Here is a 21,209-nt window from a genome sequence, read left to right as displayed (position 1 = left end):
GCACTCCACCTGACCCACTTCGAATACAAATACCTGACGGCAAGTCGCTGAGATCAGCTCAATGTGCTGTTCTTCGAGCGCAAGCGCGCCCGCGAGGAGCCATGGACCAGCAAGCTCTGGGTGTACGACTTCCGCACCAACCAGCACTTCACGCTCAAGCAAAACCCGCTGCGGCGCGAGCATCTGCAGGAGTTCGTCGACTGCTACCTGCCGGGCAAGGACCGGGCCGAGCGGGTGGAGAGCGAGCGGTTCCGGGCGTACGACTACGACGAGCTGCTGAGCCGGGACAAGGTCAACCTGGACATCACCTGGCTGAAGGACGCCTCACTGGAGGACGCCGACGCGCTGCTGCCACCCGAGGTCCTCGCCCAGGAGATCGTCGAGGACCTGCAAGCCGCCCTACGGGAGTTCGCCGCCATCGCCGAAGCCCTCTCCGGCACACGTGGGGTGGTGCCGATATAGCCAGCAGACGGAGGCTGGCTGGCTCCTTCTCCATAGTCTTGGATACGTAGCAACATGGCTTGACCGGAGCCGAGGCAAACGCAAGGCGCCTGCTGCGGTATTAGTAGACGCTGGTCCGGGATCCGTAGATATGGTTCCCGGACCAGCGTACAAATCAAACTACTTGACTCTGTTCTGATTTCTGCGTATTGCCTGCCTGCGCAGCCTGACGATCTGAATGGCGGCGTTGATGACTATGATCGTCGTGAGCAGTGGGAGAAGGTCAATGAGCCAATCGAACTTCGACCACTCGCCGGGATCGAATAGTGCCGTCATGATGAACGCGAAGAGAATCACCACGGCAGCGATCTGGAGAGTTGTCACCAGTACGAAACGGATACCTTGGTTCATGCTCTCTCCTGGGTGTGCGCTGACAGGAACCTGTTGCTAGGACTACCCGGCTGAAGAGGCTGCCACCTTCCAGCTCCACGGGTACGACCCAGCCGTAGATCCGAGCTCGATGTCGATGTATGGGTACGTCGTCGTGTAGCAGCCCACGTTTCCGCCTACGCAGTACTCGACGTTGGCCCTTTTGTCGTGCCAGCCGCTCTTGGGAATGCTGCGAACGCCGAAGCTGTCCACCTGCCAACCTCGGTGGTAGATTCCCCAGGTTGCGTGGCTGATGTAGCCAACTGCGCGGTCTACACGCACGAGATTATAGCTGACCGTGTCGTAGCACCAATCTGTCTCGACATTGAACCGGTAAATGCGGCTGCCGAAAATGTCCTTCTTTTCCACGTAGCTCAACTGGCTCCAGCAGTTGATTGCCTGCGTGCCGAAGTCCGATCGAACGGTGGCCGATGGTGTGATCTGGTGGGCAGGCATGGCGGTCAGCGTGCCTGGGTCGCGCGGGTCGGGCACGAGACGGCCTACCTCGGGTACCTGCTTCAGCAGGGCGATGTCGGTCTCGCTCCAAGTGCCGTCCGAGACCCGGCTCAAGCTCGCGCGGACCTCGGCGTCACTTGGCTTAGCCGTGGCTGCTCCTGCAGGGCTCGCAGTTGCGAGCAGTCCGGCGCACAGTGCGAACGCGGCCGCGACGCGACTGGTTTGGTGGAGTACGCTGGTTGGCGTTCTCACGTTTTTGCCTCCTGGGCGATGGTGGGAACCGACGACCCGTGGGGCCTAATCCCGCGGGTCGTCTTCGTGTAACGAACCTACCTGAATGTCGCTCATGTCGTGGTCCCGTCCACCTACACCTTGGACTTGATTGACTGCGAAGAGTGAGCTGTCTCGGTGAATCGGGTTGCGAACCGGACAAAACGTCAAGGTGCCGTAACGGAAAGCAAGCGGTGCGTGTCGGGTTTTGGACAAAGTAGACTTCGGTATCGAAGTGCCTGCAGGCGCGACCTGCAGCGGATTGCCGCAGAGGATCTTCTCAGCTCAGTCTGCCCTTCGAGGGAGTAGCCGGCGGACACTCAGCCCATCGGCGTAGGCGACGACGTCGGCGGTGCTGCCGTAGCTTCGGGCGGCCATGCCGTCCCAAACGGCGATGAGCCGAGCCGACTTGTCGACCGTCGACTCGCTTGCGGCCATGTGGGCATCTGAGTCGGAGGCTCGGTAGCCGCATCGGTGGACAGCCACGGCCTGATTGATCAACTGGTCGTATGCGGCGTGGGCATGCTCGGGCAGGCCGCCGCGGTACTCCTGGGCAGGGACGACGGCTTCAAGCTGACCACCGTGCCGGAGCACCGCCTCGGCGAAGAGCTGATCTGCCTCGTCAGCGAGGCAGGTGACGCCAACGAGGTAGTCGCTCAAGCACGCGAGTTGCATATCGAGGGCCCGCGCGACGAGGCTGCTGACCCCGTCGCTGAGCCCTCGATGTCCGGTGATGGCTGTCCGCACTGGACGCCAGGTCAATGCTTGGAGCTGACCTCGGCAATGAACGACTGCCAGGCAGCCGGTGCGAAGGCTAGGGTGCCGTTGTCGCGGTCCTTGGTGTCGCGGACGAGCACGCGGCCGGGTACGTTGCCGGCGACCTCTACACACTCGCCACCGTTGCTGCTGCTGCGGGAAGACTTGCGCCAGATCGGGTCAACTGTGTTCATCGATCATCCTTTGGATCAGGTCTCGTGACTGCCGGCCGGACAGGGCCACATCGCTCACATTCTCCCACAACTTCTCCAGCCTACCCACCTCGCGAGCTGTGGAGATGATCCGTCCGGTGAGTTGATCGTCGATGTAGCCGACGCGGTCGTCATTGACCAGGGTCGCCACGATGAACGCGCCAGCCTGGCCGGCATGCAGGCCGACGGTAAACGGGATCACCCGCACGAGGACGTTCGGCCGGTGGCCGATGTCGACCAGGTGGGCAAGCTGGTCCTTCATGATCGATGGGTCGCCGTACCGCAGCGCAGGCTCGCCGATGATCGCGGTCAACGTCACCGGATCAGCTCGATCGAGCGTGGCGGCCTTCCGATCCATCCGCTCGCGGGTCATCTCCTCGACCTGCAACTCCGTGTGGGCACCTGCGGCGATGATCGCTCGGGCGTACTCCTCAGTCTGGAGCAGGCCGGGGATGACCAAGGGCTGATGCATCCGCAGGAGAGTGGCTCGTTCCTCGTTCTCAGTCCATGGGCGCAGGCCAGGAGCTACGGCCTCACCGCGCGCTTCCTCAGCGAGCTCCTGCATCTCCGTCCCGGTGTCGAGGACCTTGTCAAGGCCGTTGGCGATGTCGCGCGGTGGGATCGACTTACCGGACTCGTAGTTCCCGATCTGGGACCCACTGATATGGATCTTGGCTCCAAGGGCGTCTTGTGACATTCCTCGGGCCATGCGTTCACGCCGAAGCGCATGTCGGAACTCGTTCGTGTCAGGCAACTTGACGCTCCCAGGGTTAGTGGTTGGTGATTGCCCACCCGATATCTTGCTTCGAATCGCTGCTCCTGTCCAGGGTGGAACCAAATTCTCGACTCGAATTGTGGAGCGGCGAATGTTGACCTTGGTAGGAGTCGTGTTGGCGGCGCTCGGCGGATTGTGCGTCGGCTTCTTCACGTTCCGGTTGAAGCAGCGGTGGTGTCCGGGGTGTGGGGCGACGTTGCGGTGTCCGGAGTGTGCGCCTCGGCATTCGATGCGGTTCAGCCCGACCGGGCCGGCCGGCGCGCCCGGTGCTGGTCGGACCGGTGCTGTGGGTCGGGCTGCGGTGGACGCGGCTCGGGTGAACCGGGGGCGGTGGTCGCAATGAGGGGACGGTTGCGGGGCCTGGCCGCCGCCGGTGGTGGGGTGCTGGTCGTCTGCCACGACGGGCAACCTCGGGTCGGCCGGGTCGGCTGCTCTGCGTACCGCGATGTGACCGGCGCGGACCCGGCGGCCGACAGCGGCGGTGGTGGTGGTCATTTGGCGGTGCGGCCGTCGTGGTCGTGTGCCGGCTGCGGCGAGTTGTGGCCGTGTCTGGTGGTGCGGGTCGAGCTGGCGGGGGTGTACGGGCCGGTCGCGTTGGCGACGTACATGGTGGAGCGGATGACCGAGGCGGCGTTCGACCTGCCCGACGTCACCGCGGCCGAGTTGTTCGACCGGTTCCTGGTGTGGACGTGGCGGCCATGCTGACCGTACGGACCGCGACGGCCGCCGACGTCGAGCCGTTGGGGGAGTTGTTGGCGCAGTCGTGTGTGCTGGATCCGGTGGTGTCCTGGCTGATCAACGATCACGCGTTGCGGTACCTGACGATGCACCGGTTCTTCACCGCCGAGTTGGAGTTCGGTGTGCGGCACGGGATCGTCGATGTGGTCGGGCACTGCGACGGGGTGGCGATCTGGTATCCGCACCCCGCGGACCGGCTGCTGGGGGCGGAGCATCAGCGGCGCAGGTTGCGGGCCTGCGGTGACCGGCACGGCCCGTACGCGCACTACACCTTCACCGCCGGCCGTCTGGAGCCGACCGGCCGACACCACCACCTGGCGTTCCTGGCGGCGGCACCCTGGCTGAGACGCAAGGGCATCGGGTCGACACTGCTCGCCGCGCATCATGCCCGACTGGACCGGATCGGGATGCCGGCGGTGGTGGAGGCGAGCAGCGCTCGGTCCAAGGCGTTCTACGAACGCCACGGCTACCGGGTCGTACGGGTGGCGCACCTGCCGGCGGGCGGGCCGCCGCTGTGGGCGATGCGCCGCTCCGGCGACCCGGTCGACCAACCACCCATGGCCGCCGCACTTCGCGTCGGCTGAACTGGGACGGCTTGGATCACCTGACCCGGAACAAGTCCGATGCCCCGGCGCTGCCGAGTGGACGACCGGCACCTGACATACGTGGCGTGAGCGGTCAGCGTTCCTGCGTCTCGGCAGCCATCCACTTGAGGTACGGCGCGTACCCGGCAACGATCGGCATGCACACGATGCCGGGCACCTCGTAGTTGTGGCGTGCCCGGATGTGCTCCTCCAACTCCGCGTACCGGATGACCGTGGTCCTGAGCGTCACCCGCCACTCCTCGGCGGCCACCACATCGCCCTGCCACCAGTAGGTGCTCCTGATCGGGCCGGCGACCTGCGCGGAGGCAGCCAGCCGCGCTGCGACCGCAGTATCGGCCAGTGTCTCCGCCACCGCACGGGAGTCGGTAGCCGTGACGACCTGACAGTGCTCTGACTCGCGCATGAACAACCTTCCTTATCGCCGCGGCCAGCGTCGTCCGTTGCCGGACCCGCGCTGGCGCGTTGCTTTGCTCCGTCGTGCTGATCGTGCAAAGCTGCGCCGTCAGCATGGCGGGAACGACGGAGGCACTGTGCGCGAGGTCGAGGTCAAATACCGCGTCCAGGACACCGAAGCGCTGCTCGCCGCGCTTGCAGCATGCGGCATCGAGCTGGGTGCGCCCGTCGTGCAGGACGATCAGGCGTACGCGCCTGAGGACTGGTCGTACGGCGACAGCAAGCTCGGCGTCCCCTTCGTGCGGCTACGGACCGTCGACGGGCGGCACACCTTCACCCTCAAGCGCCCCGCCGAGAACGCCCTCTCGTGTGACGAGTACGAGGCGGAAGTCACCGACCGCCAACAGATGCACAACGCCATCCTGGCGATGGGTTTCCGCGCCACGGTGCGGATCGCCAAGGTACGCCGTACCGCCAGGATGCCCGGTGGTGAGCTGTGCGTGGACGAGGTCGCGGGCCTGGGCACGTTCCTGGAGTTGGAGCGCATGGTGGCCGATGGCGTGCCGGGTGAGACGGTGCAGGTCGAGTTGGCGGCGTTCGTTGCTTCGCTCGGGATCGCGGCGTCCCGTACCGATGAAACGTACGACTCCCTCGTCCGCGCGGCCCTCGCCTCAGCCTGATCGCTGTTCCCACCGTTGCAGCACGGCACCGAGCACGACGGCTGCCACGGCCTCGGCCGGTTCCTCCGTGACCTCGTGGTGCAGCACGTCCGAATCGGCCTCCCGAAGCTGGCATACAAGGTCTCGGTAGAGCCGGTCTTCGACGGCCCGAGCTCCTGCCCCGCCATAGTGGAACCGGCTGTAGACGCCACGGTCTGACGCGCGTTGGGCTGAACGCTCCGGCTCTCCGGTCAACACGACCGTCAGGTCGGGCTTGGCCGCGTACTGGTTGAGCTGGGTCAAAAACTCTGGATCGACGCCGTCGAGCCGCTGCAGCACGAGAGAGGTCGGCACGTACCGGTCACAGACGACCATGGTGCCTGTCCGGAAGGCAGGCAGGATGGTGTGCTCCAGGTGGTGATACCGGTCAGCGGTGACGAGGCAGGCGAGCACCAAACTCGCTCGCTGCCGGACTCGATGCCGAATGCGACCTCCCGGCAGCCGTTGAGCTTCAACGTCTGCAGCATGTCGTCGCTCATGCGGTGCAGGATGTTGATGCGGCCGGTCGCATCCCAGACGAAGCGGTCGCCAATGCGTGCTGCCGTGAACGTGGCCATGCAGGGTCGGATGAAGCGCTCGTACCCCAGGAACAGATCGTCGACGAAGCGAAAGGCCGTCACCCCGCAGTGTGTCTGCAGGTCCACCATTTCCCCGATGATGTTCTCCGGCGTACGGGTGCGGATGGTGATGTCAGGGTTGGCTGACACGGCCGCTCCGCAGAACGAGCAGTCGTAGGGACAGCCCCGAGCCCCGACCATGTTCGCCTCCAGCCGTCCGTCAGCGGCGAGGTACGGGTCGTCAGCCAGAAACACGCGATCCACGAACGGCAGGCGGTTGATGTCGGGCGCGAGGTGCACGGCCCCGGCGTTGTTCTTCTATGTCCGGCTTGATCATGGTTTGTTAGATGCCGTAGACGGCGAAGGCGTCTGTGCGGTCGTGGAGATCGCGGCGGGCGTGGGCGATGTTGGCTCGTCCGGCAAGGCGGAAGGTGTTGAGGGTCAGGTTGCGCATGGCGGCCAGGTTGCGGGGAGCCGTGCTGGTCCTGAGCTGGGATTTGTCTTCGTTGAAGGTGACGTCTCGGGTCCAGTGCAGACGATTCTCCACCGCCCGGTGCCCTCTCGCGTAAGCGTTGAGGTGCTGCGGGCGGGCTTGTTCGGCGTCGAGGCTGACGATGCCGTAGATGATCTGTTTGCTGGTGCGTACGCCGTCGAGTCCGCCGGTGTCGCGGCGTAGCCGGAACACCTGTCGGGCGCCAGGGAACAGGCTGTCGTCGCAAGGTGCGACGCGGATCGTGCGGCGTTCGGTGCGTCCGTGCCCGCGATCGGAGTCGATGTCGGTCTGGTCGGCGAACTCGATGTCGTTGCCGGACAGCAGGGCTTGGGCGGCTTGCAGAGCGAGGGGCTGATTGCGTTTGAGGATCAGCAGGTAGTGGGCGTGCGGGGGCCCGGTGATCAGCCGGGCGGTCTTCTTCGTGGTGTGCAGTGCGTCCAGGGTGAGCAGCAAGCCGGCCACATCCAGCGGGGCGAGCAGGTCTTCGGTCACGGTGGTCTCGCCGCGTTTGTCGGCGACCTGCCGCTGCCCCAGAACCGCACCGGTGTCGTGGGTGACCGCGGCGACCAGGAACACCTGACCGGACGTGGTGCGGGTGCCGTGCAGCAGTTTCCCGTCGACTGCGACCGCGGGCAACAGCCCGGCCGGCGCCGGATGGGTCACCGCCCGCGTCACGGCGCGGCGTTGCTCTCGTTCGACGGGCTCGTCCGCGGCGGCGGGGATCTGCGGGACGGGGGCGTCGCCACGGACGATGTCGGCCGCATAGCCACAGGCCGCCGTGTCGAGGGCATCGCCGTCGACGGCGGCCAGGACCCGCCGGAAGGTGCGTTCGCTGGGCACCAGGTAGCGGCCGGTCAGCGGGTTGCGGCGGGCGCCGAGGCGGTGCGGGACGTCCTGCGGGGTCCGGGCCGCCCACTGCCGGATCGCGGCCAGACTGTCGTTGCCGGCCACGAGGGTGGCGCATGCGGTCAGGACCAGGATCACCAGCAGCGGATGGTGTAGCCCGCGCAGCCGGCGTGGGTCCGGCACCTGTGCCAGCCGGGTCACCAGCGGGGACACCACCTGCAGCGGATCGGCCGCCGCCACGTCCGCGGCGAGTTCGGCCTCCCACAACGCCATGTCGGCGAGGTGGTCAACAACAGGGTCTATCAGGGAAGATGACGTCACGAGCGCGACTCCAGCGATGACCTTCAGGACTTAGACACCCGGAAGATCATCAGGAGTCGCGCTCGTCCTGCAACTCGCCTCTCGTCCGTTTCTCAACACGGACAGAACCACTCAATCCGGAACAACGCCGGGGCCGTGGCTGGGAGGTGGTCAGGAGGTGGTCTGATGACGGCCGTTGTACCGGTGAATACCAGGCAGTTCGCCATCAGCGGGGTGGGTGGTGCTGCAACTGTCGGTGTGGCTTCGTGGTGTCGGGAGCCCCGCTTCCGGGGCTCCCGACAGATCACCTGTTGTCAGGAGTGATTGACGAGCAACTTGTACATGCTTACCTGACCGTAGTTCGAGCTGCTGCACGGGGAGGAGTTACCGCAGTTTGCCTGGGTGTAGGCGCCGGCCTTGAAGTAATTGCCGGACGCGGTGTGCGAGATGGTCGTCTGCAGGGTGCCGTTGTAGTACACCTTGATCTTGCCGCCACTGACGACGAACTTGCCCTCGAAGACCGTGTGCAGCTTGTAGTTGCTGGTGATCAGCTTGTGGTGAGTGGTGTTTCCCTTGGTGATGTACAGGTTGCTACCTTCCAAACGGAAGACGGTGACGTCGTCGTCGCCGTCGTGGATCTGGGCTCCGACGACATGTGACTTGTCCTTCGGGAGCTTGTTGAATGCCAGCCGGAAGGTCAGGGTGTGAGTGCCCGAGGTAGCCGACCAGGAGGCGTTCTTAGTGCCGTTGCTGGCCATCTCGCGGAGCTCGGAGCGTGCGTAACTCGAGTTGGGCGTGGTCACACCGTTGACCGGGGATCGGAACTGCACCCCGGTGCAGGCGGAGTTGACCTTGAACCACGGATTGCTCGAATAGGTTGCGAGTTGGGGTTGCTTGATCTCGGTCGGCGATCCGGATGACCCGGTCGGCAACGTGACTTTCCAGTTCGTCAGGTTGAGCTGTTGGGCCGGGTAGTCGCACGGGGCGGCGGCGGTGGCGACGCTCGCTGGGGTGAGGAGCGAGGCCGCGAGAGTGGCTGTGGTCGCCAGCAGCGCGGTCACGAGTCGCTGTCTGCGGAGCTTTTTCATCGTTGGTTGTCGCCTTTCAGGGTGGTTGGTGATGGGTGTCGATGCCGTTTCATCCTTGATGGACGATTCGTCGCGCGCCGATTCGTCACATCAAGAAAGGTATTCGTTCACAGTTGTGAACTGTTGGGCATCGGTGCCAGGTGAGAGTAGGAGATGTAGTCACACACGTCAATAGGAAAATTTGTGCAGTGCTCGCAGCTGCCAGGCGATGCGCCAACTGTCGGGGTGTCCCTCATGTGGCGATGCCGCGCAAGCGTCAGCCGGCAGGCGGAATTCTCGCGTCGCTCGACCATCGACGCGACCGGTGTCGGTCGTGCCGAGGGAGCTGACGGCATCAGAAGGTCAGAGCGTGCCTGTGGTGTGCCCATCCGGCAATCGCGCTGTATCGGTTCTGGTTCTGGCTGTGGTACTGGTCGTGGGGACGTGAGTCGGGCTCCCACTTCCACGACCAGTACCACGCGAGCTCGCCTGTCGTGGACGATCGGCGCGTGCCGATCAGCCGCCGCGGCGGATGTTGGCGTCGTTACCTATGTCTCGTCGAGGCGGCTACTGGAGCGGTCCTCCCGTGTGTACGACGTTGCTGAAGGTGACCCTGGCCGTGCTGATGTCGGAGTCGGCGAAGTACTGCCGCCAGAGCACCTCCGCCTCTTCCGGGCTGCTGGCTTCGCCGTACGGTACCCACCCGGGGTACTCGCAGTCGAGATCGTTGGTGACGTTGCAGCCGCTCTCGGCGTCCTGGGCCTGGACGTAACTTCCGAACTTCATGTAGGACGCCTGGGAATCCTGCATGTCGTAGGTGAAGCTGGTCGACGTACGGCCGATGGTCGAGTTGACCGTGACCACACCGTAGTCGTTGATGAACTCGTACCTCATGGTCTTTCCGCTCCGGATGGTGCCGAGGTCGAAGATCTCCTCGTTGATTTCACCGTCACCGCTCACGAAGCCCGGAATCTGGACACGAACGTACACGTCGAAGACGCCGTTGCTGGGTACGCCCTCGAGCAGCGGGTAGTCGTCGATGGAGAAGTCCTGTTCGCCCTCGCCCTTGAAGATTCCGAGCGGGCTGGAATCCTGTACATAGAGCTTGACCTGGGTGGAGAAGCCGGCACCGGTGCCGGCGTGGATCTGGTGGGCGATGAGCTTGACCCCGTCGTCGAGATCGAACCTGATGTCGGCTGAGAAGGATTCGTAGATCTCGTCCGAAGCCTTCCTGGCGTTCACCGGTGTCTTCAGTTCGTCGCGCGGACCGCCGCCCTTGCCGGTGACGGTGAACTGCTCCAAGCCGTCGAAGCTCAATACGTACGGGTCGCTTGACTTGATGTAGTCGCCCGCCTCCGAACTGTCCCAGACGCCCGGGTCGAAGCCGGTGCCCGGTGCCAGTCCGGTGGACAGGGTGAAATCGTCGAATCGGCCGGTCTTGCCGCCGTAGGCAGCGAAGACTTCGACGGTGCTGGCGCTGCCGGTGTTGAAGTCGACGCTGACCGGCTCGAAGCCACGGCCACCGCCGGAAGAGGTGTAGGTGTCGCCGCCCACCCTGGCGCCGATGACGCCCTTGCCCCGGACGTACGCGGTCAAGGTGTAGTCGGCGCCGGGCGTCACAGTGACGTCTTGCCGGACTTCGCCGCCCGTACCTTGGATCTTGGCCGAATGGTGGCCGGTATTGCCGATATCAGAAAGAGCCACCTTGCGGGAGTTGATAATACGCCAGCCGTCGAAGTAGCCACTTTCGAAGCCGGGATTGGCGACGGCCACGGTGTCGGCACTCGCGGTGCTGGCCAACGTGCCGGAGGCAACTGCGGCGATGAGGCCTGCTGCTGCTATCCGCGCGAGCGACGTGGTCCGTCTTCTGATTGTTCCCATGGTGCGGGTTTCCTTCCGGATCGCAGATCGGGACGGTTGTTGCGGCGAGGTCGGTGCGTCGAGAACCAGTTGGCTGTCTGCCTCGATCGGCCGGGACGTCGAGATCGATCGGGCTTGTTCGCCCGGGACGCGGAGATCGATCGGACCCTGCTCGCTCCCGGGGTCGGCCGGAGCCGCCCGGGGTCTGACCGGGGTGATCGACGACGTAAATCCGGTCCGGAGCGAGTGGTGGCGGCGTGGTGGAGGTCCGCGGATCATGGCGCAGAGTAGTCGCATCGTTACCCTAAGTCCAGTGTATCGTTTTACTGAGATTCATCATTATCTGGGCACGCCAGGGAGACTGTCAATGCATGTCGATGATCTAGGTGCACAGTCGCGCGCTACGAGACCGATCCATGTCGTCCCATCAGGTGTGACGCCCGCGCGTTGAAGCCCAAGCCGTCGCTGCTAGCTCCTGCTGCGGAGTGGATCGATGCACCGTGCGGACCTCAGTCGGAGTAGGCGCGACCGGCAAGACGACGACCGGCGACGGGGGGAAGGGACGGGGGAAGGATCGTGCGAGACTGCGTCAGACCCGCGCCGGGAACGCGCAGCGGAAGACGCCCGAGCGACCGGCTCCGACCGGGCTTGGTCGTCTTTGGTCGATGCCGGCGTCGCGGGGCAGCCGGAGCACCGGTCGGCCGAGCCTCGGCAGCAAACTGGCCAGCATCCCGACGGCGCACACCCACAGTGCGGTCCGTTCCCCGACCGCCTGGACCAGGAAGCCGTCGAAGAACCCGCCGACCGGCATCATGCCCCACGTCGCCGTACCGCCGATCTGCCTGACCGAACTGGCCGGATTTCTGCTCGCCGAGCACGCTCAGGTCGAGGACGTCTGGCTGCACTCGCAGATCAAGTGCGCCAACTTCCACACCTGGTGGACCTACTGCTACCACGCGCCGGACGCGAGTGTCCAGGCCACCAGGGGCCAGAGGCGTGCACTCGCTACGGTTGGCCACCGGTGCCGGTCTGCCAGAAGACCTGCCGGGTGGACCCGGACCGCAGCACCAGGTTCCCGTCGTCGCGCAGCACCAACTCCGGGCTGGGGCCAGCCCCGACAGAATCCGACGCCCACACCGCCGCCGCGCTAGCGGCCGAGCTGTCGTAGACGACGAGGTTGCCGTCGGGCTGCATCCTGGTCTCCCACACGCTCATGCCGCCGACCACGATCTGGTGTGTGCCGGACGACCAGAGCACGCTGTTGCCGGGCCCGTACAGGACCAGGTTGCCGTCCTGCTGCTGCATCAGGTGGTAGACCTCGTTCGGCGAGGACAGGTACCGCAGGGCGGTGAGCCGGTAGCCGGCCGGCATGGTGCCGGCGTACGACAGGGAGCTGTTCTGTTCGGACAGGCCCGCCAGCATCATCACCGTCGAGCCGTCCCCGCGGGTCAGATGGAAGTGGCCCTGGTTGGCGACCATCACCCTGGTCGCGCCGGAATCCTCGGTGTTCGATGCCCAGGCGACGCTGCCGTCGGGGCGGTAGATGACGAGGTTGCCGTCACTCTGCATGACGACCCGGCTGCCGGGCTGGCCATCGGTTTTGCTGGACCACCAGTCGTACGGGCCCTGGCAGATGTTGGGTCGGGGCGCCCCGCAGGGCGACGGACCGTAGGCGACGAGGTTGCCGTCGGTCTGCATCAGCAGGCCGAACCGGCCGTCGGGGGAGAGAATGTACTCGCCTGCGTACATGGTCGTGTTCGCGTTGAGCTGGCTGCCGATCCTGGTCGCGCCGACGAACGCGCCGGTCCGGATCGCGCCGGTGACGGGTTGCGCCGGGGCGGCGGGCGACGCCGTCGCGGCGACGGCCTGCCGATTCCGGCCTGCCGGTGACGCCGTCGGGCTCGGCGTGGCGCTGGGCGACGGTGCTGCCGGATCGGACGTTCCCGGATCCGCCGGCTCGCCGGTCAGCGCCACCGCCCCCTGCGGCCCGATCTCATCGGGCCGGTTCACGAAGGCCACGGCCGTTGCGATCGTCAGCACCACGGCGACCGTGCCGAGCGCGCCGAGCAGCAGCGCCGGCCGCCGAGGTCGGGTCGGCGGCAGGTCGTCGACCGTGCCGGGACGCGACACCCCACCGGGGCCCGTGGCGGCACTGTCGATGCCGACATCGCCGCTGCGCTCACCCGTCAGGGTGCCGATGACGACGACTGCCGGATCGACATCCGCCCACGGGTCGACCGGATCACCCTGCGACATTGACAACTCCTGACGGATCAGCGACAAGGTACGGGTCGTCCGGAATCCGGACGCGGCGCACCGGGGCCAAGGCACGGTGCCCGGCGCAAACAAAGGCACCAGCGGAAAATCTTGCCAATCGGTGCAGGCCGTTGACCAGTCGCTACCGGCGAATCTAGGCAGTCGCCACGTCTGGCTCACCGCCGCCGAACCGTCCGGGACGGTGGCGAGCCGCACCTCCCGGTGCGTCGAGGTCAGCCGGCTCCGGCCGGGGCGGACTCGTACGCGCAGCCGCTGGCCGGGTGCGCGGCCAGCGCGATCACCTCGTCCAGGCGGGAGCGGGCCGCCGTCAACTCGGCGATCCGCGCGTCGATCCGGTCGCGCTCGGCGGTCAGCAGGGCGCGTGACTCGGACGTGTTGACCTTGGCGTCCACACAGGGCATCAGGTCGGCGATGGTCCGGCTGGACAGGTTCGCCGCGTACAGCCGCTGGATCAGCCGGACCCGCTCGACGGCCGAGTCCGGGTAGCGGCGCTGACCGGCCGGGCTGCGCTGCGCGACCAGCAGACCCTGCTCCTCGTAGTAGCGCAGCGCCCGGGTGCTCACCCCGGCGCGGCCAGCCAGCTCACCGATCCGCACAGTGACCCCCATCACAAGCATTTGCCTTTGACGTCAACGTCAAGTTCTAGGGTAGCCAGCATGCATATTTCCGGAGCAACCGCCCTGGTCACCGGGGCCAATCGTGGTATCGGCCGGCACTTCGCCGCCCAGCTGGTCGAGCGCGGTGCCGCCACGGTCTACGCCACCGCCCGCCGCCCCGAGTCCGTCGACCTGCCCGGCGTACGGGTCCTGCCGCTGGACGTCACCGACCCGGACTCGGTCGCCGCCGCTGCGGCGGCTACCGGTGACGTCACCCTGCTGGTCAACAACGCCGGGGTCACCACCGGCGCCGATCTGGTCGGCGGTGACCTCGATTTGATCCGCCGGGAGATGGACACCCACTTCTGGGGAACGTTGCACATGATCCGGGCCTTCGCGCCACAGCTGGCCGGCGGCGCGATCCTCAACGTTCTGTCGGCGCTGTCCTGGAGCGCCTATCCGGGTGCCGGCGGCTACGCGGCGGCGAAGGCCGCCGAGTGGAACCTCACCAACGCCGTACGGCTGGAGCTGGCCGCACAGCACACCCAGGTCACCGGCCTGCTGATGGGCGCCGTCGACACCGACATGATGGCCTCCTACGACGTACCGAAAAGCGACCCGGCGGTGATCGTCAAGGCCGCCCTGGACGGTCTCGAAGCGGGTGAGTGGGAGGTGCTCGCCGACGAGACGGCCCGTGCGGTCAAGGCATCCTTCGCCGCAGACCGCTCCGGCGGTCAGAAAACCTGACCAGAGCGTACGGCGAATGGACGCCGATGCTGCGGATGCTCCGCGGATCGGTCTGATGGCGCAGGCGCATGTCGATGCATCTGCGCCATCAGGACGGCGGAGTCGCTTGCCCTGTCAGAGGGGCACGGTCGGGGTGACGGTCGACGGTGTGAAGGTGTGCGGGCGGCCGCAGTAGTCCGGGATCGGGGTGATGTCGAGCAGTGACACCCGGCAGACCTGGATGACGACGCGGTCGATCCCTCGGACGGCGGCGTTCGCACCGAGGACGAACTCGATCTCGACGACGCCGTTGTTCACCCGGCGGGCGGTCTCGTTGACGACCCACTCGCCGGCGTACGCGGTATAGCTGGCGATGGTGTAGCGGCTGTCGTCGCGGCAGACGGCTCCCGGGTCGTTCGGGAACGGACGGTCGGCGAGCACCCCGGTCACCCGTACCGCGCTGGTCGGCGGGGCGGAGCGCCACTCCAGGTGACCCTGGGTGTAGCCGTAGGTGCAGTTGTCCCCGGACGGGACGGAGAACCGCTGCAGGATCGACGGGCTGGCGGTGGCTCCGCTGGCCGCGAGGGCAGCGGCGGCGATCGCGGCGGCGAGGACGGTCGCCGCACGCAGGACTGCGCGCTTCATCTGCTTCCTTTCTGCTGTCTCGGATGCTTCGTGGACGGTCATTGGCACCTGGTGCGGGTGCGGCGACGAATACATCAAAGATTACCAATGTAACGCTGTGAAGTCAGCTGTTGGCCGGTGGGTGTTGTGCGTGAAGGAGTCGCCTGCTGGGTACCGGCTCGGGCAGTGGCATCGACCCGACGAGTCCACCCCCCGAAGGAGACACGGCATGAGCCAGGTCACCGAGGCCGCGCCGCAGCGGTCGACCGGCGTACCCGAAGCACCGACCGGCTGGCGCCGCTTCCGCTACATCGGCCCCGGCGTGCTGTGGGCGCTCGCCGCCCTCGCCACCGGTGAACTGCTGTTCACCCCCCGGGTCGGAGCCCAGTACGGCTACAGTCTGATGTGGGCGCTCGTCGCCGTACTCGTCCTCAAGCTCTTCGTCACCCGGGAAATCGGCCGCTACAGCGTCGTCACCGGCCGCCGACTGCTCACCGGCCTGGCCGGCCTGCCCGGCCCGCCCGGCTGGGCGATCTGGGTGATCCTGGTGCCGCAGCTGGTCGTCGGGATCGCCGCGATCGCCGGCATCGCCAGCGCCGCCGGCAGCGCACTCGCGCTCGCCGTACCCGGTCCGATCCAGGTCTGGACCGGCGCGGTCATCGCCGCCGCCGCCGGGCTGGTGCTGGTCGGTCACTACACCGGCGTCGAATGGGTGTCGCGGGTCCTCGGCATCGCGCTCGCCCTCGGCGCCGTCGTCGCCGCGATCCAGGTCGGGCCGGACCTGACCGAGGCCGCCGCCGGTTTCGTCCCGGTGCCGCCGGACGACCTGCAGGTCGCCGAGATCCTGCCCTGGCTGGGCTTCCTGTCCAACGGCGCGGCCGGACTGATGTGGTACTCCTACTGGATCACCGCCAAGGGCATCGGCCACGCCGGGGTGCCGGCAGCCGACCGCCGCGACCCACGGGACCTCGACAGCCACCAGATCGACCGGGTCCGCGGCTGGCTGCGGACGATGACCCTCGACTCGACGTTCGCGGTGATGGGCGTCGCGCTGATCACCGTCGCGTTCCTGGTCCTCGGCGCCGAGCTGCTGCGGCCGGAAGGCATTGTTCCCGCCGAAGCCGACGTCGCCCGCGACCTGACCCGCCTGCTGAGCGAGGTGTTCGGCAGCGTCGGCTTCTGGCTGATGGTCGTCGGACTGGTCTCGGCGTTCTGGACCGCGACCCTCACCAACATCGACGGGTGGCAGCGGCTCTACACCGACGGCGTACGGCGTGTGCTGCCGGCGCGGCTCGCCGAGCACAGCCTCGCCCGCCCGGCGATGATCAGCCGGACCGCCATCGTGGTGTGGCTGGCGACCCTGCCGTACGCCGTGTTTCTGATCTTCGGCAATCCGGTCGCCCTGCTGACCCTTGCCGGGTCAATCGAGGCCGTGCACATCCCGCTGGTCGCCGGACTCGTGCTGTGGCTCAACCGGCGGACCATGCCGCGCGCGTTGCGCGCCGGGTGGGCTGCGACCGCACCGGTGGTCGCCGCCGTGGTCTTCTTCGCCTGGTTCGCGATCTACTACCTTTGGCAGCAGTTGGCCAGCTGACCGGAAGCAGCCGGCCGAAGAGGGCAGACCGGTTGCGGTCGGTGGCCCGATCCGCCACCATGGTGGACATGATCACTTCCTACCGGAAGGGCGGAACCGCCCTCGCGCGGTGACCGCGCCCACGCGGCGTGACGCCGCCCGCTCCACCTCCCCAGCACCATCTTCCGATCGGGCCGTCGCCTACTGGCAGCTGGCCGAACCCGTCCGGCGCGAATGGCTCGACCACGGGCTCGACACCGCGCCCGCCGACCGGGCCACCACAGAGGACGTCCTGTCCCGCATCTATGCCCGGCACTACCGCAGCCGACCCCGGTTCCGTTGGGTCGACTCACCCCGTCAGGCACTGCCGCTGCTGGCCGGTCTGCCCACCCACGACCTGCTCCAGCAGTGGATCAGAGCTCGACAGCCGGCCGGGAAACCCCCACTGGCCAGCGACATCGCCGCCGGGCTGTCCCGGCTGCGCAGCGCCCTGGACGCGGGCGCCGACCATCCCGACCTGACCCCAGCAGAGGCCGGCCGGAAGAAGCACGCCGGGAACAGGGACGCCCGGAAGAAGGACACCGGCAAGAAACAGGGCGGTGCCGGACCGAAATGGCCGGTGCTGCCACCGACCGAGGCGCTCGCGGCCGGTGTACCGCTGCGGGTCGTCCTACAGCAAGGGGTCCGCGACGCGCTGCGGACCAGCCTGGTCGACGGCTTCTCCCTACCAGTCCGTGGGGCACTCGCGGCCGTCGGGCGACAGCCGGTGCCGACCGCCTGGTACGGCCAGCAGGACGCGCACTGGGTGGCGTACTACGACGTGCTGCGCCGGCTCGGGCTGGCCCGGTACCGGCGGGCCGACGAGACGCAGCTCGAGGAGTGGGCGGCGTTGGCCCGGTCCGCCGGCTGGTGGTGGCCGGGGGAGCGGACCTGCGTACTGGTCGAGCGCCCGGCGGTGATCCGGACCGAGCCGGTGTCGGGCGCCTGGCACGGTGAACAGCGTCCGGCATCGGGGTTGGCCGGCCCGGTCGGGTACCGGGACGGCTGGCGCCCACTCGGGTAGCCGCCGGCGGCCGCCGGCCCTTGCCGGCGGCCGACCGGCAGGTGGGTCAGCAGTGGAACTCGCCGGCGTCGTAGACGGCCCGCAGTACCTCCGTCGGCGCCACCAGGATCTTGCCCACCGTGTCCTGAGACACGGTGAAGCCGATCGCCAGCGTGCCGCTGCTGACCAGGTAGTTCTCGGAGTACGGGTTGTTCTCGGCAATGTGCCGGGTGAGCTGCTCGCCGTACGCCTCGCGCAGTTCGGCACTGGTGCTACCCACCGTCACGCCCTCGGCGGTCGACAGCGACGACTCCTCGACGACGATCATCGCGGCGATGTCGTCGTCGGCGGTGTGGACGACCACCCCGGCGAACTCGTCGCTGCCGACCAGCCGGTCGGCGCAGAAGTCGCCCGGTTCGGTGCCGAGAGCGCCGGTCGCGGTCAACTCGGCGACGCTGCCGCTGACCCGCAACGGGCCGATTCCGCGCGTGGTGATCAGCAACTCGTCGTCGCCGTCGGACCCTGCCGGATCAGCCGACGGGTTCGCCGACGTGGTCGGCCCGGCGGACGTCGGCTCCGACGGTGAGCGGCCCACCGCCCACATCGTTGCGGCGACCGTGACCAGCACCACGATCAGCAGGACGACCAGCGCCAGTACGGCGACCCGCAGGCGGCTGCCGCGGGTACGCGCCGGCTGCTCGCGCGAGTCGCCGAGCGGCTCTGGGCCGGCTCCGGCAGGTGACGGGCTGCTCATCGGGTCGCGTACCTCCCGTCGCGCCACACCAGCGACCGCTCCTGCGATCCGGTGACGACGACGAGGCGGTCACCGTCCTGCGTCACCTGGCCGGCAGCCAGGCCGGTCTCCGAGTGCAGCACCTCGACGCCGCCCGCACCGGTGACACCGAGCACGTCGAAGTCCAGGAACCCGCCGCTGCCACACCGCCGGCCGAAAATCAGATCCTGCTCGTCGGGGCCGCGGACCGAGACCGGGGTCAGCACGATCTCGCAGGCCGTCGTGTCCAGCGACGTCGCGAAGACCTGCGTCCAGTCGCCCGCCGCGCAGCCGTACACCCGTAGCTCGGACTGCCGGAGCTGGCCCGGACCGACGTCCGCGGGCGACACCGCCGCCGCGACGTGCGTCCCGCCGGCGGGCAGCGGGTCGAACGTCACCGACGGATCGGCCACGGTGCCGGCGTCGACCGGGACGGCCTGGTCCGTCGGCGGGCACTCCACCGCCGACGGTACGCCCGTCGGCTGCCCGTCCGCTGGCGGTGCCTCGGCACTGCCCTGACTCGTACACGCCGCGCCACCGGCCAGCAACGCGGCGACGACCACGCCGGTCAATGGCCAGCGACGGGCCGATCCGGGACCTTGTGCCATGACTCCTGTTGTCCAAACCGTCGCGACGCCAATGCCCGGTCACGCTACCCGGCTGCCAGACCGGCAGGGATCGGCTGGTCAGCGGTTCGCCACCGACCATGTCGGCCAGCCTCGCATCGGGCGGTGGCGGCCCGGCACCGAAGCGCCTACGCTGCCCTGACCCGATTCGGTGCCGACTAGCGGTAGAACGGGTAGCCCGGGTACACGTACCCGACGCCCCAGAACGGCGGGTAACCGTAGTAGCCGTACAGCTCCTCGTAGTACTTGTCCTGTGACACGAGCTCCGGATCGTAGGGCGGGGCTCCGGCCACCCGCTCACTCGACTCGTTGATGTGCACGACGTCGTCGGTGATCCGGACAATCGCGTCGACCGGGACGAACGACGGGGTGGCCCCGAAACCGAGGATGCCGCCGTGCTCGACCCGCAGCAGGCGGACCTTGTGTTCGGCTTCGTCGATCAGCAGGTCGTCGACCTTGCCGATGTCGTTGCCGTCCGCGTCGCACACCTTCCGGCCGCGGATGTCCTCGGCCGGATCGGCGACCATCTCGTGGGCGTCGCTCATCCTGACCAGCTTCGCCAACCCCTCGGTCATGGTGCCCCCTCTGCTCGCCAACTGCCTCACCCTTTCCGGGTTACCACTTCCGCCGGCTGGCAAACCGGCCGGACGGCGGTCACAGCAGCAGGGCGCTCGGATCCGCGTCCATGGTGTGCAGCAGATGGGCGGCCTCGTGCGCGCCCGGGCAGGACGCGGCGGAGAACGCCCGGGCCAGCGCGATCATCTCTGCGGCGGGTAGCAGGGTGCCCTCCCGGTTGCGTAGCGGTAGCCGGACGGTGCCGTCCGGGCCGCTGACGGTGAGCACCGGGGTGCCGGCGGCGCCGCCGGTCTTCAGGTCAGCATCGGTGGTCGCGGGGGAGCCGGCCGAGACCGTCACGGTCTCGGCGGTACGCAGGTCGACGGTGCGGGTGGCGAGTCCGCGTACGGTGAGCTGGGTGCCGGACAGCCACGCCCCGGTCCGGGCGACCCTGGCGATCGGCAGGCCGATACCGGCCGACGCAGCCAGGGCGAGCCCGGTGCCGAGCAGTACCGGCAGGGTCGGCTCGTCTCCGCCGCCCGAGACCACCAGCCCGAGCAGGCTGCCGAGGCAGCACCCGGCGGTGACCAGCCCGACGCCCAGCACCGACAGCACCGCGAGCCGGGTCGGCCGGCTGGTCGGGTATCCGATGGACAGTTCGAGTCTGCCGTGCCCGTGATCCATGGCGGAGATCGTGCCATTGTCGATCAAGGTCGGCGACGGCGGTGGTGGCGACCGGTCACGACAGCTGTGGCGGTGGCCGGCGGGACGGTGATGGGGAGGGATCCCGCCGACCACCGGGATCACCCGCGCGAGGCGTGGGACGTACCAGCTTATCGGACGTCCGCCAGTGTCGGGATCGGCCGGTGCGTCCACCGTCCTCGTTGGTCGGCGTGGTGGAGGTGGCCGATCGGGGCGCCGCCACCGGAATCCGGACGACCTCCGAGGAGTCGACGAAGGTGAACCCGCAGCTATTTCGGGTTTTCAAACTTTCGGCGCGGTTTCACCGGCGCGTTGAGCATTGCACCACTGTGGGTACCCTGGCAGACTCGATCTGCGTCCGCCGATGGCGGCCAATCGATGGTGTCCCAGGGTGAGGAGTCCGCGATGGCGAGAAGCCGTGGCACGCGCTGGGAGATCACCGACGGTGCTGAGCTGAATGATGCTCGGGTCGCCGATCCCAATATGTCGCCCGGTGGCTATCCGTCACCACTGGCCGGCTTGCTCTTCTGTGCAACTTGCGAACGGCAAATGATTCCGATGGCCAGGCTCAACGGCTGGGTGTACGGCGCCCCGTGCGGCTGCCGGCTGAGCCCGGTGGACGCGCTCACCGTCGAACGTCTCGTGTTCAACGCCGTGGCGGCCCATCATCCGGATCTGTTGACCGGCACCGCCGTCGGGGATCTTTCCTCGGCGTTCCGGGAGGTGCTGTCCGAGGTCCGGATCGGTGGTGCCGCCGACGAGTTGGAATTCATCTGGTCCACGTGACCAATGTCCGCCA

27 protein-coding genes are annotated in these 21,209 nt (G+C 67.5%); 8 read left to right on the top strand and 19 right to left on the bottom strand.

What is annotated here, in order from left to right:
- Positions 1 to 63: 63 nt before the first annotated feature.
- On the top strand, positions 64 to 462 hold the full coding sequence (locus ACFHWT_RS12430; protein ID WP_416594744.1) for a hypothetical protein: 399 nt from the start codon (positions 64 to 66) through the stop codon (positions 460 to 462).
- Positions 463 to 621: 159 nt separating this feature from the next.
- Here the strand turns inward: ACFHWT_RS12430 and ACFHWT_RS12425 are convergent, their stop codons facing one another.
- The 5 genes from ACFHWT_RS12425 to ACFHWT_RS12405 form a co-directional block, all read right to left on the bottom strand.
- A complete protein-coding gene (locus ACFHWT_RS12425; RefSeq protein ID WP_416594743.1) occupies positions 622 to 852 on the bottom strand; it encodes a hypothetical protein in 231 nt (76 codons plus the stop codon).
- A 42-nt stretch (positions 853 to 894) separates the two neighbouring features.
- Entirely contained in the window at positions 895 to 1,578 is a 684-nt protein-coding gene (locus ACFHWT_RS12420) for a hypothetical protein (RefSeq protein ID WP_416594742.1), read from the bottom strand.
- Positions 1,579 to 1,881: 303 nt separating this feature from the next.
- Positions 1,882 to 2,343 carry a hypothetical protein gene (locus ACFHWT_RS12415; protein ID WP_416594741.1) on the bottom strand — a complete coding sequence of 154 codons (462 nt, stop codon included), beginning with the start codon at positions 2,341 to 2,343 and terminating at the stop codon, positions 1,882 to 1,884.
- Positions 2,344 to 2,354: 11 nt separating this feature from the next.
- The gene (locus tag ACFHWT_RS12410) at positions 2,355 to 2,546 is read right to left on the bottom strand and encodes a DUF397 domain-containing protein (protein ID WP_416594740.1); all 192 of its coding nucleotides are present in this window, start codon (positions 2,544 to 2,546) and stop codon (positions 2,355 to 2,357) included.
- Positions 2,533 to 3,318: a helix-turn-helix domain-containing protein gene (locus ACFHWT_RS12405; RefSeq protein ID WP_281567438.1), complete on the bottom strand. Its 786-nt coding sequence runs from the start codon at positions 3,316 to 3,318 to the stop codon at positions 2,533 to 2,535. Before ACFHWT_RS12405 ends, ACFHWT_RS12410 begins: the two co-directional genes overlap by 14 nt.
- Before the next feature lie 360 nt (positions 3,319 to 3,678).
- Between ACFHWT_RS12405 and ACFHWT_RS12400 the strand changes: the two genes are divergently transcribed.
- Positions 3,679 to 4,044, top strand: coding sequence for a hypothetical protein (locus ACFHWT_RS12400; protein WP_416594739.1), 366 nt, complete (start codon positions 3,679 to 3,681; stop codon positions 4,042 to 4,044).
- Entirely contained in the window at positions 4,038 to 4,661 is a 624-nt protein-coding gene (locus tag ACFHWT_RS12395; RefSeq protein WP_416594738.1) for a GNAT family N-acetyltransferase, read from the top strand. Before ACFHWT_RS12400 ends, ACFHWT_RS12395 begins: the two co-directional genes overlap by 7 nt.
- Before the next feature lie 94 nt (positions 4,662 to 4,755).
- Here the strand turns inward: ACFHWT_RS12395 and cutA are convergent, their stop codons facing one another.
- Positions 4,756 to 5,085 (bottom strand): divalent-cation tolerance protein CutA, encoded by a 330-nt coding sequence (gene cutA / locus ACFHWT_RS12390; RefSeq protein WP_416594737.1) that lies wholly within the window; start codon positions 5,083 to 5,085, stop codon positions 4,756 to 4,758.
- 127 nt (positions 5,086 to 5,212) lie between these two features.
- Between cutA and ACFHWT_RS12385 the strand changes: the two genes are divergently transcribed.
- Positions 5,213 to 5,755 carry a class IV adenylate cyclase gene (locus ACFHWT_RS12385; RefSeq protein ID WP_416594736.1) on the top strand — a complete coding sequence of 181 codons (543 nt, stop codon included), beginning with the start codon at positions 5,213 to 5,215 and terminating at the stop codon, positions 5,753 to 5,755.
- Here the strand turns inward: ACFHWT_RS12385 and ACFHWT_RS12380 are convergent.
- From ACFHWT_RS12380 to ACFHWT_RS12345, 8 genes are all read right to left on the bottom strand, one after another.
- Positions 5,747 to 6,148 (bottom strand): dTMP kinase, encoded by a 402-nt coding sequence (locus ACFHWT_RS12380; RefSeq protein WP_416594755.1) that lies wholly within the window; start codon positions 6,146 to 6,148, stop codon positions 5,747 to 5,749. The two genes, ACFHWT_RS12385 and ACFHWT_RS12380, sit on opposite strands and share 9 nt — an antisense overlap.
- Positions 6,034 to 6,651, bottom strand: a complete 618-nt coding sequence (locus tag ACFHWT_RS12375) for a radical SAM protein (RefSeq protein ID WP_416594734.1) — start codon at positions 6,649 to 6,651, stop codon at positions 6,034 to 6,036. Before ACFHWT_RS12375 ends, ACFHWT_RS12380 begins: the two co-directional genes overlap by 115 nt.
- 43 nt (positions 6,652 to 6,694) lie before the next feature.
- On the bottom strand, positions 6,695 to 7,963 hold the full coding sequence (locus ACFHWT_RS12370; RefSeq protein ID WP_416594733.1) for an ISAs1 family transposase: 1,269 nt from the start codon (positions 7,961 to 7,963) through the stop codon (positions 6,695 to 6,697).
- A 341-nt stretch (positions 7,964 to 8,304) separates the two neighbouring features.
- Positions 8,305 to 9,051: a polysaccharide lyase family 7 protein gene (locus ACFHWT_RS12365; RefSeq protein WP_416567613.1), complete on the bottom strand. Its 747-nt coding sequence runs from the start codon at positions 9,049 to 9,051 to the stop codon at positions 8,305 to 8,307.
- Between the two features lie 573 nt (positions 9,052 to 9,624).
- Positions 9,625 to 10,938 (bottom strand): polysaccharide lyase family 7 protein, encoded by a 1,314-nt coding sequence (locus tag ACFHWT_RS12360; protein ID WP_416594732.1) that lies wholly within the window; start codon positions 10,936 to 10,938, stop codon positions 9,625 to 9,627.
- A gap of 568 nt (positions 10,939 to 11,506) precedes the next feature.
- Positions 11,507 to 11,728 (bottom strand): hypothetical protein, encoded by a 222-nt coding sequence (locus tag ACFHWT_RS12355; RefSeq protein WP_416594731.1) that lies wholly within the window; start codon positions 11,726 to 11,728, stop codon positions 11,507 to 11,509.
- A 194-nt stretch (positions 11,729 to 11,922) separates the two neighbouring features.
- Entirely contained in the window at positions 11,923 to 13,173 is a 1,251-nt protein-coding gene (locus ACFHWT_RS12350) for a hypothetical protein (protein ID WP_416594730.1), read from the bottom strand.
- A 233-nt stretch (positions 13,174 to 13,406) separates the two neighbouring features.
- Positions 13,407 to 13,790, bottom strand: coding sequence for a MerR family transcriptional regulator (locus ACFHWT_RS12345; RefSeq protein WP_416552371.1), 384 nt, complete (start codon positions 13,788 to 13,790; stop codon positions 13,407 to 13,409).
- 60 nt (positions 13,791 to 13,850) lie between these two features.
- Between ACFHWT_RS12345 and ACFHWT_RS12340 the strand changes: the two genes are divergently transcribed.
- A complete protein-coding gene (locus tag ACFHWT_RS12340) occupies positions 13,851 to 14,537 on the top strand; it encodes an SDR family oxidoreductase (RefSeq protein ID WP_416552274.1) in 687 nt (228 codons plus the stop codon).
- A gap of 114 nt (positions 14,538 to 14,651) precedes the next feature.
- On the opposite strand, the gene ACFHWT_RS12335 is transcribed toward ACFHWT_RS12340, so the two are convergent.
- Positions 14,652 to 15,161 (bottom strand): hypothetical protein, encoded by a 510-nt coding sequence (locus ACFHWT_RS12335; RefSeq protein WP_416552275.1) that lies wholly within the window; start codon positions 15,159 to 15,161, stop codon positions 14,652 to 14,654.
- 208 nt (positions 15,162 to 15,369) lie between these two features.
- Here ACFHWT_RS12335 and ACFHWT_RS12330 point away from each other — a divergent pair, with 208 nt between their 5' ends.
- Both ACFHWT_RS12330 and ACFHWT_RS12325 read left to right on the top strand, forming a co-directional pair.
- Complete coding sequence (locus tag ACFHWT_RS12330; protein ID WP_416594729.1) at positions 15,370 to 16,734, top strand: Nramp family divalent metal transporter; 1,365 nt, start codon at positions 15,370 to 15,372, stop codon at positions 16,732 to 16,734.
- A gap of 109 nt (positions 16,735 to 16,843) precedes the next feature.
- On the top strand, positions 16,844 to 17,776 hold the full coding sequence (locus tag ACFHWT_RS12325) for a DUF6745 domain-containing protein (RefSeq protein ID WP_416594728.1): 933 nt from the start codon (positions 16,844 to 16,846) through the stop codon (positions 17,774 to 17,776).
- Positions 17,777 to 17,822: 46 nt separating this feature from the next.
- On the opposite strand, the gene ACFHWT_RS12320 is transcribed toward ACFHWT_RS12325, so the two are convergent.
- From ACFHWT_RS12320 to ACFHWT_RS12305, 4 genes are all read right to left on the bottom strand, one after another.
- Complete coding sequence (locus ACFHWT_RS12320) at positions 17,823 to 18,536, bottom strand: hypothetical protein (RefSeq protein ID WP_416594727.1); 714 nt, start codon at positions 18,534 to 18,536, stop codon at positions 17,823 to 17,825.
- A complete protein-coding gene (locus ACFHWT_RS12315; RefSeq protein ID WP_416594726.1) occupies positions 18,506 to 19,135 on the bottom strand; it encodes a hypothetical protein in 630 nt (209 codons plus the stop codon). The genes ACFHWT_RS12320 and ACFHWT_RS12315 overlap by 31 nt, the downstream gene beginning before the upstream one ends.
- A gap of 176 nt (positions 19,136 to 19,311) precedes the next feature.
- Complete coding sequence (locus ACFHWT_RS12310) at positions 19,312 to 19,728, bottom strand: PRC-barrel domain-containing protein (protein WP_416594724.1); 417 nt, start codon at positions 19,726 to 19,728, stop codon at positions 19,312 to 19,314.
- A gap of 79 nt (positions 19,729 to 19,807) precedes the next feature.
- On the bottom strand, positions 19,808 to 20,392 hold the full coding sequence (locus ACFHWT_RS12305; RefSeq protein ID WP_416594723.1) for a hypothetical protein: 585 nt from the start codon (positions 20,390 to 20,392) through the stop codon (positions 19,808 to 19,810).
- A gap of 576 nt (positions 20,393 to 20,968) precedes the next feature.
- Here ACFHWT_RS12305 and ACFHWT_RS12300 point away from each other — a divergent pair.
- Positions 20,969 to 21,196: a hypothetical protein gene (locus ACFHWT_RS12300; RefSeq protein WP_416594722.1), complete on the top strand. Its 228-nt coding sequence runs from the start codon at positions 20,969 to 20,971 to the stop codon at positions 21,194 to 21,196.
- The last annotated feature ends 13 nt before the right edge of the window (positions 21,197 to 21,209 follow it).

Source organism: Micromonospora sp. LOL_021, from assembly GCF_048060215.1.
Lineage (GTDB): Bacteria > Actinomycetota > Actinomycetes > Mycobacteriales > Micromonosporaceae > Micromonospora_E.
This window is presented reverse-complemented; position numbering and strand designations above follow the sequence as displayed.